Origin of the sequence: Sphaerisporangium rufum (assembly GCF_016863395.1) — a bacterium.
Taxonomy (GTDB): Bacteria; Actinomycetota; Actinomycetes; order Streptosporangiales; family Streptosporangiaceae; genus Sphaerisporangium; species Sphaerisporangium rufum.
Genome location: NZ_BOOU01000116.1, coordinates 1 through 14,183, shown reverse-complemented (window position 1 = coordinate 14,183; position 14,183 = coordinate 1). Strand labels below are relative to the sequence as shown.

Here is a 14,183-nt window from a genome sequence, read left to right as displayed (position 1 = left end):
CCCCAGCGTGAAGACCGAACCATTGGCCGGCGCGACCGGCCAGGAATGACCGCGGCCGCCGGGGGCGGCAGGTGCGCCCGGCCCGGCGGCCCGCCTGTCCGAGCAGGGCCGCCGCGCTCAGCTCCAGTAGCCGGGCGGCAGGCCGGCCTCGGCGAAGTGCCGGCGGGCCTCGGCGGGCTCGCGGCGGACGTACGGGCTGTCGAGCCGCCCTTCGTACCACCGGCTTGCCAGGCGCCACAGCACGTCGATGCCGAATGTGGTGCCGATCGGCAGCCCTGACGACCGCGACCAGGACCGCAGGCAGTCGTGATCGCAGAAGACGCGCTGGTGCGTACAGGTGTGGATCACGTCGTCCCAGGCCCGGGCGGCGGGGACCAGGAAGTGCACGACCTCGTCGCCCGGCGGCGGCGCCGCACGGTCGACGATCCATGCCATGGGCCGGGCGCAGCCGGGGCACTCGGTGGCGATCAGTGCTCGCGGCTCCCGGTCGACCAGGTGCGGGATGGCGAAGGCGTCCCAGGCGCAGCCGCCCCAGTACAGGGTCGAGCGGCCCATTACCGAGAAGCCGAAGTTCGCGGTGGCGAACGGGTGGGCGAGCAGGATCTCACCGTCCCGCAGGACGAGGTGGCGTCCGGCCGCCAGCGTGTTGATCGCCGCGCCGGCCCGGGCCGGGGAGAGCGTGAGGTCGCGGGCGATGTCGTCCCGTCCGGGCGCCCGGCCGGTCGCCGCCAGAGTCTGGTAGACATGGACGCGGACTCGTTCGTCGACATCGCTCATGTTCTCCGGCATGGTCATACCATACAGTATGGTAGGGTGGCACCATGACATCCAGCACTCGTGATCGCTGGCTGGGTGAAGGCATCGCCGTCCTCTGCGAGCAAGGAGCGGCCGGCGTCCGAATCGACCGGCTCGCCGCCCGGCTCGGCCTGTCGAAAGGGTCCTTCCACCACCACTTCGAGGGAATCGAAGGGTACCGGAGCGCCCTGCTCCTGCATGCCGAGCAGCGCATCGTGAACGCGCTGGACGACGCGGTGCGCGGCCACCGCGATCAGCGCCCGCGCGCCGTGCTGCAGGCACTGACCTCGTTGACCACCGCTCCGGAGACCTCGCTGTACGACCCGCGCCTGGAGGCCGCCATCCGGGCCTGGGCGTTCGCCGACGCCGAGGCGCGCGATGTGGTGGCCCGTGTCGACGCCGCCCGGCTGACCACGCTGGAGCAGATCTGGCGCCGCGTGGTACCCGCACCCGCGAACCTCCGTGCTCATGCTCTGCTGCCGTACCTGATCGGACTGGGCGCGTCCGTCCTGGTGCCCGCGCCCGGCCCGGCGGAGCTGCGATCGGTGTACGACATCCTGCTCGGTCTGGTGCCCGACGACCTCGAGGAAAGCTGATGGATGGTGCCTGGCCGCACAGGACAAGGAGACACCCGAGGCGTCGGCGCGCGAACTCGCCGACCGGGCGCCGGCCGGCACAGTGCGCACCTACCTGGTCGCCCACTTCGAGGTCTACCGGGACGACGTTCGCCGGATGCTTTTCACCGACCAGATCCGGTTCCTGCGGGAGACCCTGCTTCCGGCGCCGGCCTCCTGATCGCCGGTCCGCCGGACGGCCCGCCGGTGGCGGGCGCATCCGTCACCCGGCCGCCCGGCTCAGCTCCCGGGGACGGCATGCTCCTCGATCGGGACCAGATCGGCCAGTACCCCGAAGTGGTCCCCGGCCCAAACCCCGGCAGCCGGCCGGTCGAAGATCCGCCGGCAGCCGGCCAGGCGCAGGGTGGGACCGTTGCCGGCGCAGCGCACCAGGACGTAATCGATGCGCCGTCCGGTCTCCAACGGCCAGTTACCGCCGGTTACCAGAGGATTGTCCGGGGTGAAAGTGTCACCGGCATCCGCAGCTGCCGCACCCGGCCGACCGGCCAGCGGCTCGCGATGGCGGCCCGCGTCCCGTCCGCCTCGCCATTGTGCTGGTGAACGACGTGGTACGCCGAGCCCAGCAGGTCGGCCACCTGGTCGTAGTCCGCGGTCCGCACCACCTCCTGGAACGCCACCAGGTCAGGGCGCAGCGCGCGCAGGCCCGCGGCCAGCACCTTACGGCGGCGTGGCCAGTCGCCATGCCGGGCCCAGACGTTCAGCGTCATGATCCGCATCCGTGCCTCCCGGGGCTCGGTCAAAAGAGGGTGAGCGGCTCGGCCGGAAGGGGGTCGGGGAGCGGCGCGAGCCGCGGCAGGCGGGCGCGCACCTCGTCGTGGAACCGCCGGGCGAGCGGCAGCGCGTCGGCATTGTCCGGAGTGTGCACGAACACCGTGGGCGACCGGCCCTCGCGCAGCCACCCGGTGATGGTGTCGACCCAGCATTGCCAGCCCTCGACGGTCCGCGCCGTGTCGTCCCTGCCGAGGTAGCGGACGATCGGCCGGTCGGTGAGCGCGGGCGACCGGCGCGGCAGCCGCGGCTTGCGGGTCCACGCCTCCCGCTCGGCGTCGGTGTCCGGCGGGCCGCGGAACAGCACCGTGGTGTCGAACGGCACCCATTCGGCGTCCGCGCCGGCCAGCACGCCTTCGAGCGCCCGCGCCGCCCGCGGGTCGGTGAAGAACGCGGGGTGCCGCACCTCGACGGCGTACCGGTGGCCGGCGGGAAGCCGGCGCAGGAAGCCGGCCAGCGCGCCGAGGTCGCCCGGCCCGAACGAGCCGGGCAGCTGGATCCACAGGGCGTGCACGCGCGGGCCGAGCGGCTCCATCGCCGCCAGGAACGGCCGCAGTTCCTCGTCCCCGCCGGCCAGCCGGCGCCCGTGGGTGATCGGCTTGGGCAGCTTTACCAGGAGCCGGAAGTCCGGCCCGGTCTGCCGCGCCCACGCCTCCACGGTCTGCGGGGGCGGCGTCGCGTAGAAGGTGGTGTTGCCCTCCACCGCGTCACACCAGCTCGCGTAGGCGCGCAGCCGCTCCCCGGCCGCCAGTGGCTGCGGCAGGAACCGGCCCTGCCACGGCCCGTGAGCCCACATCGCGCACCCCACGGCAAGCCTCATGGCCCGACGGTACCGCCCTGGCGGCACCGTCGGGTGCCCGGCGGCGGGCCCGCGAGGTCCGGGCGCCGGCGGTGCGCCCGGAACACCATCGGACGAGCCGATGAACGGATCGACGGATCAACCGATGAACGTGCGTGGTTGGATGACCTTATGGATCTTGAGCAGGCTCGGGCGTTCGCCGCCGAGTGGGCAGCCGGCTGGAACGCCCACGACCTCGACCGAATCATGCGGCACTTCGCCGACGGCGTCGTCTTCCGATCGCCGCTGGCGGCCCGGGTGGTGCCCGGCTCGGACGGCGTCGTCCGCGGCAAGGAGGCGCTGCGCGCCTACTGGGCCGAGGGCCTGCGGCGCAATCCGGAGCTGCGGTTCGAGATCCTCGGCGTCTACGCGGGCGTCGACGCCGTCGTCATCAACTACCGGCACCAGACCGGCTGGGAGGTCTGCGAGGTGCTGGCCGTCGAGGACGGCCTGGTCGTGTCCGGCTGGGGCGCCTACGGCCCCGCCCCCGCCTGAGCTCCGCCATGGTGCACGCGGCGACCCCGGGCCGGGGGATGGCCGCCCCGGCCCAGGGCTCCGCGGTCACGGCCCGGGACCGCGGCGCGCCGCCGGCGCGGCCGCGGCCACCCGGCCGGTACCCGGTTGCCGTTCCTCACCCGGATGTCACGGGCTCGTGCAGGTCACCCCGCTGGGAGCGGCCGAGCCGTCACCGTTGGCGGTGAAGCCGAACGTCGTCGAGCCGCCGCCGGCGACGGTGCCGTTGTAGGCCGCGTTGCGGACGGTCACCGCACCGCTGGTTCCGGTGTTCACGCCGTTCCACAGGCTGGAGATGCTCTGCCCGCCGGCCAGCGTCATCTTCACCGTCCAGCCGTTCAGGGCCGACGGCCCGTTGTTGCCGACGGTGACCTCGCCCTGGAAGCCGCCGCCCCAGCTGTTGACCAGCTTGTAGGTGGCCGTGCAGGTGCCGGGCTGGCCGCCGCTCGGCGTCGGGGTGGGGGTCGGCGTCGGGGTGGGCGTCACCGAGGGAGTCGGCGTCGGGGTGGGGGTCGGGCTCGGACCGGCGCCGCCGCTCACCCGGTACACCACGGTGCCGTGCGCCGGCACGCTCGCCGAAATGGCCCCGGTGCTGGTGCTGGTGGCGTTGGTCCAGGCGTCGCGCAGGGTGAACGAGCCGCCGGACAGGCCGACCGCGGCGGCGGTGGTGCTGACCGTGGTGGTGCCGCCGCCCTGGTTGAACAGGGCGACCGCGACGTCGCCGTTGGCGAGCCGCTTGGCCAGCACGCGCCGGGTGCTGTCGTTGCTGATCTGCCGGCCCTGCTGGGCGAGAGAGTCCTGGTTGATGGCGATCAGATTTTGGTTCTTCAGGATCGTCTGGGTGGCCGAGTCCATGTTGCGCACGTCGTTGCCGAGGATCAGCGGCGAGGCCATGATCGCCCACAGGGCCATGTGGCTGCGCATCTCGGTGTCGTTCATGCCGCCCCGGCCGACCTCCATCATGTCGGGGTCGTTGAACGCACCGGGCCTGGCGTACGAGGCGAGCGGCACGGTGACGTTGACGATGTTCTGGATGCCCATCGGGTACCCGTTGGTCTGACCGGTGTCCCACTTGTTGGTGATGTCCTCGGTCGTCCGCCACATGTTGGCGATGTCGCCCCAGTCCCGCCGCGGGCCGGTCTTGTCGTGGATGCTGTTGGAGTTGATGCTGTACACGATCGGCCGGCCGGTCGCCGCCAGCGCGTCGCGCATCTTGGCGAACGTGCGGACCTGGTCGTCGATGGTGCCGGTGGGCGAGCACCAGTCGTACTTGAGGTAGTCCACCCCCCAGGCGGCGAACTGCCGGGCGTCCTGGGCCTCGTGGCCCTGGGCGCCGGTCGCCCCCGGATAGGAGTTGAAGTACTGGGCGCAGGTCTTGTCGAGCGGCGCCTGGTAGATGCCGAACTTCAGTCCCTTGTTGTGCAGGTAGTCGCCGAGCGCCTTCATCCCGCTGGGGAAGCGCGAGGCGTTGGCCTGCAGGTTGCCGGCCGAATCACGGGTGGAGTTCATCCAGCAGTCGTCCACCACGACGTACTGGTATCCGAGGTCGCGCAGGCCGGAGCTGACGATCGAGTCGGCCATCTGCTTGATCAGCGTCTCGCTGATGTTGCAGCCGAAGGTGTTCCAGCTGTTCCATCCCATGGGCGGTGTACGCGCCACCCCGTTGTCCAGGGCGCTGGCCTGGTCCTGAAGGGCGATCAGGCCACCGGCCAGCACGGCGGCGGCCAGTATGGATCCCACCTTTCGCAAGGGTCCTCCTACAGTTGCGGGACGAATTCCGGAGATGACGCATCGCCGCTTCGCGGCCGGCTCCGGCAGCATCGCATCGGGGGTCGGACCATGCACAGGCACCGCCGTCCCGTCCCACGCCACGACAGCGTCACCCCAGGTGGGGCCGGATCGAAGCCGCCGGACAATTGAAACTTTCAGCTTGTCCAGCGCTTAATTTGCCGGTGGTCACCTCGGCCGGGACCACCCCGCCCGCACGCCACCGGGCGGGGTGGCGCCCACCCCCGGCCGGGCCGATCAGGTGCTCACGCCTCCGGCCGGTCCGGCGCTCGGCCGCGGAGGGGGGCCGCCCCCGGCAGGCGCCGGGGGCGGCTCGGTTCAACGTGCCCGGGGGCGCGAGACCGTCACCGGTAGCCGGCCGCGACGATGTTGGCCTGTACCGCGTTCTCGGTGGCGTCCGTCGGGTAACCGGAGGTCATCACGCCCTCGTAGAAGGTGCCCGCGGCGCCGTGGCTGTTGTCGCCGCCGATGCCCAGGATGATGGCGCCCTCCTTCTTCATCGGGTTGTAGCCCGGGACGTTGGGCCGCACCCCGTTGTAGAAGGTGGACAGGGCACCGGACTGGGCGTTGCCGCCGCGGATCGCCCAGTGGTTGGGCTCGCCCTTGACGATGGCGGTCAGGTACCGGTGGGTGATGGTCGGGTCACCTGGGTTGTTCTTCTGGTTCACCCCGGAGAACAGGCCGTTCTCCAGGTCGGCCATGATCCACGGGCCGTTGCCCGCGCCGGTGCCCCAGACCTTGTTGTTGCCGAAGTAGATGGCCTCCATGGTGCCGTTGCCGTTGTCGCGGCTGTTGGTCTCGGCGTTGCCGTAGTCGAAGCAGCAGCCGCCGTTGTAGTGCGTGCCGTCGAAGATGGCGTACATGCCCTCCGACTGGTCGCCCTTGGCGATGCCGTTGGTCGTGTTGTTGCGGTACCCGACGCCGGGGTCGACGTAGACGCCGTAGGCCTTGCGGCCGTAGACCGTGGTCGGCGCCTTGGTCGCGGTCGCCAGGTTGTCGTAGCCGCCGGGGGCCGGGCCGGAGAACCCGCCGGGCGGGGCCTGGGTGAGGCGGTTGTTGCGGCCGGACTGGTCGTAGATGATGCTGATCAGGCAGGTCGTACCGGTGCAGAACGAGTCCTGCGCGGCCGCGTCGGCGCCGCCGCCCGGGGCGAGCACACCGATGTCGCGGGTGGCGTTGTCGGAGGAGCGCTTCACCTGGTACAGCGGGCCGCTGTAGGCGGCGTACAGCGCGCGGGTGGTGCTGTGCGCGGCCACGCACGGCGTGCCGCCCGCGGCGTAGATGTCACACGGCCGCCGCTCCGACCCCGGGACGGACGGGGACGGCGAGGGGGACGGCGACGTCGGACCGCTGGGCGACGGGGACGGCGAGGCCGGCACTCCGTTACAGGTGACCCCGTTCAGCGCGAAGCCGGTGGGCACCGGGTTGGACCCGGTGAACGAGCCGTTGAAGCCGAAGCCGGTGCTGCCGCCGGTCGGAATGGTGGCGTTGTAGGAGACGTTGGACACCGTCACCTGGGAACCGGACTGGGTGTAGGTGCCGTTCCACAGCTGGGTGATGCTCTGGCCGGAGCCGAACGACCAGGTCAACCGCCATCCTTTGATCGGATCGCCGAGATTGTTAACGCTAACATTAGCGTTGAAGCCACCGGGCCATGAACTGGACACCGTGTAGGTGACCTGGCAGCCGGCCGCGGCCGACGCGGCGTTCGTCCCGGCCACGCCGATGCCCGCCGCCAGCAGCGCGACGGCCGCGGCGGCGGTGGCCGGTGGTTTCACCAGCCGACGAGAGAAACTGACATGTCACAAGGTCTGATCCATTCTCCGAGATCCGACGTTCGCCGCGGCGTGCCGAGCCTGCGGCGGTCCCGCCGTCCGATGATCGAAGCCGGTACCGGCGCGATGCCGGCGGGCGCCCACCGGCACCGCCGCCCGCCCGGATAACGGCTCCGTCCCGGACGGCGAGTCATCACTGGAGGAGCAAATCTCCGCCGGAAAGTTAAGTCAACCGTCCAGCCGCAGGCGGACGGCATAACACCGACTGAGCCGGTTTTAAGCTGCGCCTTGCTGCGAGTCAGCGCTCGGAGAGCAGGTCGGCTTGTTGAAAATTTCAAAGATATGAGGCAGATAGTTAAGGCAACAACCAGCGGATCACACCGGTAAGCCTGCGGAGGGCCGGCGGCGCGCGGGGCCACGCGGTCCGGTCAGTCCGGCGTCCACCGCCGGAGCTTCTCCGGGTTGCGTACCGCCCAGATCCGGGTGATCCGGTCGGCCGGCACCTCGAACGCCATCACCACCACGATGGCACCGTCCTGCCGGGCCACCAGGCCGGGCCGGCCGTTGACCGTCCGCTCCAGGATGGTCATACCGGGGACGCGGCCGGCGATGTCGACCAGGGTGTGGGCGATCCGGTCGGCGCCCTCCACCGGACGGAACGCCGCGTCGACCAGGCCGCCGCCGTCGGCGACCCCGGTGGCCGCCGGGTCGAGCAGGCCGACCAGCGCACCGATGTCCTTGGCCTCCCATGCCCGGCGGAAGTCCCGGACGATCGCCGCCTGCCGGGCCGTGGGAGCCGGTGCCGGGTGCGACGCGCGGATGCGCTGACGGGCGGAGGAGGCGAGCTTCCGGCAGGCGGCCGGCGTGCGGCCGACGATCTCCGCCACCTCGGCGAACGGATAGCGGAACACGTCGTGCAGGACGAACGCCACCCGCTCGGCCGGAGTCATCGCCTCCAGCACCACCAGGAACGCCATGCTGACCGACTCGTCCAAGGTGACCCGGTCGGCCGGGTCGATGCCGGAGGGGGTGCCGCCCCACTCCGCGTGGTCGGGGAGCGGCTCGGGGATCCACTCGCCCACGTAGTTCTCCCGCCGGACGCGGGCCGAACCGAGCAGGTCCAGGCAGATCCGGCCGGCGACCTTCGTCAGCCAGGCGCCGGGGGACTCGATCTCCGCCTGCCGCCGCTCGGACATGGCGTACCAGCGGGCGTAGGTCTCCTGGACGACGTCCTCGGCCTCGGCCAGCGAGCCGAGCATCCGGTACGCCAGGTTGATCAGCCGGCGCCGCTCGCCGACGATCGCGCTCAGGTCCGGATCGGGCCGGCCCGCCCCCCGGTCGGATCGGGTGGTCATGATCTTGGCGACTCCCTTGCTCGCGCCCGCCAACACCGGTACGACGAAACATCCCCGCCGGTTGTGAGGCCGGATGTCACATTTCGCGGGGCCGCTTCGTCGTACCACCGGAAGCGATGCCACGCCGCCGGCGGCACGGTACGGCCCGCGGCACCCCATCGTCCTACCCCCGGACGGTGCCCGGCCGCACTCGGGCCACCGGCGGCGTGACTCGTGCCATCCCCGCAAGCGACTCCATACCTCCGCCCCACGCCTGTCCCCGCCGAGCGGCCGTGCCGTTCTCCGAGGAGGAGACACCCGATGATCGACCTCCGTTCCCTCGCCGACCGCGTCGAGATCGATGCCCTGCGCGGCGAGTTCACCGACGCCGGGATGACGCGCGACTTCGACCGCTTCGCGGCGCTGTTCACCCCGGACGGCGCGTGGCGGATCCCGCACGCCGGCCTGGAGTTCATCGGCCGGGCCGGGATACGTGCCGGGATAGAACGGGGGCAGGGGCTCTGGGAGTACTTCGTGCAGACGGTGCACCCGGGCGTGATCCGGATCGACGGGGATCGCGCGACCGGTCGTGCGTACGTCGCGGAGTTCGGCCGGTTCCGTGACGGCGGCTCGCAGTCGAACCACGCGATCTACCACGACCGCTACCGGCGCACCCCGGACGGGTGGCGATTCGCCGAACGCCGCTACGAGGTGCGCTACCTGGACACCACGCCGCTGCCGGGCTCGGCGCCGGCGGCGGACGCGGTGGCCCGCCCGCCCGGAGCCTGACGGTTCAGGTGCCGGTCCCGGCGGGGAACGCCTGGGGGGCCAGGTGTACCCGCTCGACGGTCACCCTGGGGCGGCAGGTGAAGAGCGGGCGCCGGTCGGCACCGTCCAGGTCGCCGGTGTAGAAGATCGTGGCCGGCGCGTCCGGCTCCTCGTGCGCGGCGACCTGCTGCAGATGGCGGCGGCCGATGACCCCCCAGAGCCGCCCGGTGAGCTCCGCGGTGGTCCGTACCGTGCCGGTGCGCGGGTCGGCCACCTGGCGGCGGTTCAGATCGTCGTGCTCCAGGCCGAGGACCAGTTCCTGCTCCTCGGTCCAGCCGGCGCCGGTGGCGGCGGCGATGGACGCGTTCGGGTAGGTGGCCAGGGATTTCCCGGTGCCGGGGTCGATGACCACCGTGCACAGCATGTCGTCGTCGTGCTCCTCGTCCCAGGTCAGGTAGGTGACGGCGAGCAGATCACCCCGTGGTGACCAGCACAGCCCGCACTCCCAGTTTGCCGTGCCCTCCGCCGTCCAGACCCGGTGGCGGGCACCGGAGGCGGGATCGAGCAGGCTCACCACCGCGCTGCCGGGTTCCTCGCCGTCATCGCCGCCCAGCACCGCGATGGCGGTGCCGTCCGGTGCGAACATCGCGTGCACGTCGTGTTCGAACTCGGGGTCGGCGCCGGCGAACCACCGCACCTCGCCGCCGCCGAGGTCCAGCACGCCGACCCCCCGGCCGGGCAGATCGTCCCGGGCGTCGGTCAGCAGCAGGCGGGTGCCGTCGGCGGACAGCGACCGCACGATCGTGCCGGCCGGCGCGGCCGGCAGCCGGACGAACTCCTGATGATCGGCGTCGAAGGCGACCGGCCGGTCGTCCGCCACCTCGACGATCAGTGCCGCCCGGCGAACGGTGCGTGACGACAGCGATTCAAGCAGAAATTCCTGTTGACCTAGTCGCACAACGCCCCTTCTTCGGATTCGCGACCGCTTCTCCGGAATTGCTGTGGACAGTCCAGCAATCGGACATCGGCTGAACTCTGTGATCATTTCGTGCCTTATCGCGGCCCGCCCGGCAGCCTAACATCCATGTTGATCTAGGAACTTACCTTTGTGGCGGAATACGGGGAACGCATGCGGCGCAGAAGCGCGCAAATCATCATCGTCGTCTTATCCCTGATCGCCGGGCTGCTGGTGCCCGGTGACCCCTACCGGCCGCCGCCCGCGAACGCCGCGGCGGCCTGCACCAACGACTCCGACTGGAGCATCCCGAGCACCCGAGGTAGCCGGCGATGCGTCAACGGGGTGCTGGCCAGCACCCGAGCGCGCATCACCCAGAACCCGGGGTGCCTGCTCGGCCGGCCGAACGGCCCCGGCCAGCTGTACACCAAGAACCAGTGCGGGCGGAACGGCGGCGAGGACAAGGCCGGCATCGAGTACATCGGCCAGGCCCGCGCCATCGCCTACCTCAACGGCCGGGTCACCGGCGGCTCCGGGCAATCGGGCATTCATCCCGACATCCAGTGGGAGACCACCTTCGGCCGCTCCCGGCCGGACATCATCTACTACGACCACACCCGCACCCAGGCCCAGCAGCCCTACGTACAGGTCATCGAGGCGAAGGTAACGACCAACCCCAAGGCCTCCGGATGGCAGTCGCAGGTCAAGAAGCAGATCGGGCAGATGACCGCCCGGGGCATGGTGAACGTGGGCCTGGGCAACGTGCTGCGCGACTACGCCGACCAGTTCTGGGTGAACTACGGATGCGCCCGCGGCGAGGTCGGTTACCGCACCCAGGCGTACACCGTCACCTCGCCGCAGGACGGCTACCTGGAGATCCGGCTGGCCGGCGAGCTGAAGACCTGCAAGAAGCCGACGTCCGGGCAGCCGCCCGAGCCGCTGCCGGACCCGCTGCCGGTGCCCGTCATCGAACCGGTCCCCACCCCGGTACCGCAGCCCTGGCCGGTGCCCGTGCCGAACCCGATCCCGCTGCCGGACATCGGGATCGTGGACGTCATCACGGCGATCCCCTCCCTGGCGTACTCGCTGGCGATCATGCAGGCGTCCATGCTGTGGAACACCGTCACCGACTTCTGGGACTGGCTGCGCGGGCTGAGGTTCTCCAAGGTCTACGGCGAACCGCACCTGATCACCCTGGACCGGCTGTCGTACGACATGCAGTCGGTCGGCGAGTTCGTGCTCGCCGAGTCCGACAGCCACGATCTCAAGATCCAGGCCCGGTTCACCGCCGTCCGCGACAACGTGTCGATCCTCGACCGGGTCGCCATGTCGGTCGACGACCACGTCGTCGAGATCGGCGAGGACCTCCTCATCGACGGTGAGCCGTACACGCTGCCCGATGACAAGGCCGTCCAGTTCGGCGAAACCGCCGGCATCATCCACAAGGGGGGCAGCTACTACGTCTTCTGGGACGGCATGGACGGCGGCGTCTTCCAGTGGGACGGCACCTGCTGCCACGCCGGACTCGCCTTCGGCGGCGAACCTCCCGCCGATCTCGTCGGCCTGCTGGGCGACGGTGACGGGAACCCCGACGACGACCTGAAGTACCGGGACGGCACCCAGCTGCCGGCGGACGCCTCCCCGACGGTGATCCACGGCCAGTACGCCGATTCCTGGCGGATCTCCGACGAGGAGTCCCTGTTCACCTACGCGGCCGGGCAGAACACCGGCACGTTCACCGATCTGACGTTCCCCTCCGAGATCTTCACGGTCCACGACCTGACCCCGGAACAGATCTCCGCGGGCAGCACCTACTGCCAGGAGCGGAACGTGCCGCCGGGCCCGGTGTTCGACGGCTGCGTGCTGGACATCGCGCTGACGGCGGACGCGAGCTTCGCCGCCATGGCGGCCGAGCAGGTCGACACCGTGGTCGACCCGCAGGCGGCGACCCTCGACGCCCAGGGCGGCATGGCCGTCGACTTCCAGTCGACCACCATGCCGAGGAACCTGCGCCCGGCCAAGGTGTCCCAGGATCAGGCCACGACGAGCTTCGCCGGGCCGTTCAGCGGGACGGAGTCCTACCGGTTCTACGTCCAGCAGCTTCCCTCGCATGACAAGGGAACGCTGGCGTTCGACCTGCTCACCGTGGGCGACTGGAACTCCGACAGTGACCGCGAGACGGTGACCGTGAGCACCGACCGGGCGAACCCCGTCACGTTCACGCCGAGCGAGCTCACCCCGGTGGCCACCGGCAAACTCGCCACCGGGCTGCCCTTCGCCAGGTACCGGCTGACCGTCCCGTTCCGGCACACCGCGGGCCAGGCGGAGTTCACGATCACCGCCACCGGCGCCGCGGGCCTGTCCAACCAGGGCTTCGGCATCGACAACATGCAGTTGAACATGCCGATCGTGCCGCCGCAGACCTTCCCGGTCTCGGTACCGTTCACCGTCTCCGACGGCGTGCCGGCGTCGGGCGCCGGCAACCTGGAGACGGTCGTGTCGGTGGACCAGTACCAGTTCAGCCTGGCCCGGCCCGCCAATCTCTACCTCGACATCCGGACCTGTCCCGGCTCCAGCCTCGACTGGACGCTGCTCGACGGGAGCGGCTCCACCGTCACCGGTGGTTACTGCGCCGACAAGGAGATCAGGAACCTGCCGGCCGGGAACTACCGGCTGAACGTCGGGACGAACGGCGATGAAAGCGGCCCGTACTCCCTGGCCCTGCTGGACATCCCGGCCGACGCGACCGCTCCGGTCGCCATCGGGGGTCCGCCGGTCGCCCTGGAGTTGACGACCCCCGGGCAGAACGGCGCCTGGACCTTCACCGGGACCGCGAACCAGCGGGTCTACTTCACCTTCAGCGCCGCCACCTTCGCCTACAGCTACGAAGCGGACATCACGCTCAGGAAACCGGACGGGTCGGTGCTGAAGAGCTCCACCTACTGCGGAAACGGCTGCCAGTTCGAGCCGGTCACCCTGCCGGCGAGCGGCACGTACACGATCGCCTTGAACCAGTACGCCACCGCCGTGGGCCGGCTGACCGCCAAGCTCACCACGGTTCCGGCCGATGTCACGCGGCCGGTCCCCACCAACGGCACGGCGGTCGCGCTGACCACCACCGCCGCCGGGCAGAACGGCACCTGGACCTTCACCGGGAACACCGGGCAGCGCATGTCGTTCCGGTTCACCGCGGGGACCTTCACCGGGTCGTCCGGTACCTACGTCCTGGTGCGGAAGCCGGACGGGAGCGAGCTCACCGGCCGGACGTACTGCGCCCAGTCCTGCTTCATCGACGTGACCCCCCTGCCGGCGAGCGGCACCTACACGATCGTGCTCGATCCGGGCGCCGATCAGACGGGGTCGCTGTCGGCGGGCGTCCTGGAAATCCCCGCCGACCCCACCGCCACCGTGACGGTCGGCGGCGCCGCCGTCCGGCTGGCCACCACGGTCCCCGGCCAGAACGGGGTGTGGAGCTTCACCGGACTGGCCGGGCAGAACGTCTCGTTCGGCTTCACCAACGGCACCTTCGGCACCGTCGTCGACGCCACGGTCGCGGTGCGCAGGCCGGACGGCACCACCCTCATCAACTCGGCGTACTGCGGCACCTCCTGCTCGCTCACCCCCGCCGTCCTCCCCGTGGACGGCGTCTACACGATCGTGCTGAACCCCAACGGCGACCTCACCGGCGCGCTGACGGCGAAACTGGACGTCGGCAACGTGACGAAGACGGTGGCGGTGGGTGATCCCGCGTCGACGATCACCCTCACCTCACCCGGCCAGAACGGCATCTGGCGCTTCCTCGGCGTGAAGGGCCAGAGCGTCTCCTTCGGCTTCACCGGCGGTACCTTCGATTCCCCGGTCCATGCCACGGTCGAGGTGCGCAAGCCAGACGGCACCACCCTCATCGATTCCGAATACTGCGGCGAGACCTGCTCGCTTACTCCGGCCACCCTCCCGATCGACGGCGTCTACACCGTCGTCCTGGTCCCCTACTCCGCCAACATCGGCTCTCTC

12 protein-coding genes are annotated in these 14,183 nt (G+C 70.8%); 4 read left to right on the top strand and 8 right to left on the bottom strand.

The annotated features are described in order from the left end of the window. Positions 1 to 117: 117 nt before the first annotated feature. On the bottom strand, positions 118 to 795 hold the full coding sequence (gene merB, locus Sru01_RS34390; RefSeq protein ID WP_203994893.1) for an organomercurial lyase: 678 nt from the start codon (positions 793 to 795) through the stop codon (positions 118 to 120). 26 nt (positions 796 to 821) lie between these two features. On the opposite strand from merB, the gene Sru01_RS34385 reads away from it, so the two are divergent. Further along, positions 822 to 1,391 carry a TetR/AcrR family transcriptional regulator gene (locus Sru01_RS34385; RefSeq protein WP_203994892.1) on the top strand — a complete coding sequence of 190 codons (570 nt, stop codon included), beginning with the start codon at positions 822 to 824 and terminating at the stop codon, positions 1,389 to 1,391. A 258-nt stretch (positions 1,392 to 1,649) separates the two neighbouring features. Here the strand turns inward: Sru01_RS34385 and Sru01_RS34380 are convergent, their stop codons facing one another. From Sru01_RS34380 to Sru01_RS34370, 3 genes are read right to left on the bottom strand one after another with little or no spacing between them, the layout of a single operon-like run. After that, positions 1,650 to 1,832: a hypothetical protein gene (locus tag Sru01_RS34380; protein ID WP_203994891.1), complete on the bottom strand. Its 183-nt coding sequence runs from the start codon at positions 1,830 to 1,832 to the stop codon at positions 1,650 to 1,652. A 17-nt stretch (positions 1,833 to 1,849) separates the two neighbouring features. Next, positions 1,850 to 2,137 carry an endonuclease/exonuclease/phosphatase family protein gene (locus tag Sru01_RS34375; protein ID WP_203994890.1) on the bottom strand — a complete coding sequence of 96 codons (288 nt, stop codon included), beginning with the start codon at positions 2,135 to 2,137 and terminating at the stop codon, positions 1,850 to 1,852. Between the two features lie 29 nt (positions 2,138 to 2,166). Then, positions 2,167 to 3,018: a DUF72 domain-containing protein gene (locus Sru01_RS34370; RefSeq protein ID WP_239138057.1), complete on the bottom strand. Its 852-nt coding sequence runs from the start codon at positions 3,016 to 3,018 to the stop codon at positions 2,167 to 2,169. Positions 3,019 to 3,168: 150 nt separating this feature from the next. Between Sru01_RS34370 and Sru01_RS34365 the strand changes: the two genes are divergently transcribed. Continuing rightward, positions 3,169 to 3,531 (top strand): nuclear transport factor 2 family protein, encoded by a 363-nt coding sequence (locus Sru01_RS34365; protein WP_203994887.1) that lies wholly within the window; start codon positions 3,169 to 3,171, stop codon positions 3,529 to 3,531. Positions 3,532 to 3,678: 147 nt separating this feature from the next. On the opposite strand, the gene Sru01_RS34360 is transcribed toward Sru01_RS34365, so the two are convergent. The 3 genes from Sru01_RS34360 to sigJ form a co-directional block, all read right to left on the bottom strand. Then, the gene (locus Sru01_RS34360) at positions 3,679 to 5,289 is read right to left on the bottom strand and encodes a cellulose binding domain-containing protein (protein ID WP_239138059.1); all 1,611 of its coding nucleotides are present in this window, start codon (positions 5,287 to 5,289) and stop codon (positions 3,679 to 3,681) included. A 392-nt stretch (positions 5,290 to 5,681) separates the two neighbouring features. Next, positions 5,682 to 7,115: an arabinofuranosidase catalytic domain-containing protein gene (locus Sru01_RS34355; protein WP_203994882.1), complete on the bottom strand. Its 1,434-nt coding sequence runs from the start codon at positions 7,113 to 7,115 to the stop codon at positions 5,682 to 5,684. 425 nt (positions 7,116 to 7,540) lie between these two features. After that, the gene (gene sigJ / locus Sru01_RS34350) at positions 7,541 to 8,467 is read right to left on the bottom strand and encodes an RNA polymerase sigma factor SigJ (protein WP_203994880.1); all 927 of its coding nucleotides are present in this window, start codon (positions 8,465 to 8,467) and stop codon (positions 7,541 to 7,543) included. A 300-nt stretch (positions 8,468 to 8,767) separates the two neighbouring features. Here sigJ and Sru01_RS34345 point away from each other — a divergent pair, with 300 nt between their 5' ends. Further along, positions 8,768 to 9,235 carry a nuclear transport factor 2 family protein gene (locus Sru01_RS34345; RefSeq protein WP_203994877.1) on the top strand — a complete coding sequence of 156 codons (468 nt, stop codon included), beginning with the start codon at positions 8,768 to 8,770 and terminating at the stop codon, positions 9,233 to 9,235. A 4-nt stretch (positions 9,236 to 9,239) separates the two neighbouring features. Here Sru01_RS34345 and Sru01_RS34340 read toward each other — a convergent pair whose 3' ends face one another. Then, positions 9,240 to 10,172, bottom strand: a complete 933-nt coding sequence (locus tag Sru01_RS34340) for a hypothetical protein (protein WP_203994874.1) — start codon at positions 10,170 to 10,172, stop codon at positions 9,240 to 9,242. Positions 10,173 to 10,343: 171 nt separating this feature from the next. On the opposite strand from Sru01_RS34340, the gene Sru01_RS34335 reads away from it, so the two are divergent. Then, positions 10,344 to 14,183 (top strand): VWD domain-containing protein (locus Sru01_RS34335; protein ID WP_203994873.1); only part of this gene is annotated, 3,840 nt, incomplete at its 3' end.

Excerpts from the sequence above, each read along its gene's own strand:
- merB (WP_203994893.1), bottom strand. The coding sequence starts at position 795 with ATGACCATGCCGGAGAACATGAGCGATGTCGACGAACGAGTCCGCGTC.
- Sru01_RS34385 (WP_203994892.1), top strand. The coding sequence starts at position 822 with ATGACATCCAGCACTCGTGATCGCTGGCTGGGTGAAGGCATCGCCGTC.
- Sru01_RS34375 (WP_203994890.1), bottom strand. The coding sequence starts at position 2,137 with ATGACGCTGAACGTCTGGGCCCGGCATGGCGACTGGCCACGCCGCCGT.
- Sru01_RS34370 (WP_239138057.1), bottom strand. The coding sequence starts at position 3,018 with ATGAGGCTTGCCGTGGGGTGCGCGATGTGGGCTCACGGGCCGTGGCAG.
- Sru01_RS34365 (WP_203994887.1), top strand. The coding sequence starts at position 3,169 with ATGGATCTTGAGCAGGCTCGGGCGTTCGCCGCCGAGTGGGCAGCCGGC.
- sigJ (WP_203994880.1), bottom strand. The coding sequence starts at position 8,467 with ATGACCACCCGATCCGACCGGGGGGCGGGCCGGCCCGATCCGGACCTG.
- Sru01_RS34345 (WP_203994877.1), top strand. The coding sequence starts at position 8,768 with ATGATCGACCTCCGTTCCCTCGCCGACCGCGTCGAGATCGATGCCCTG.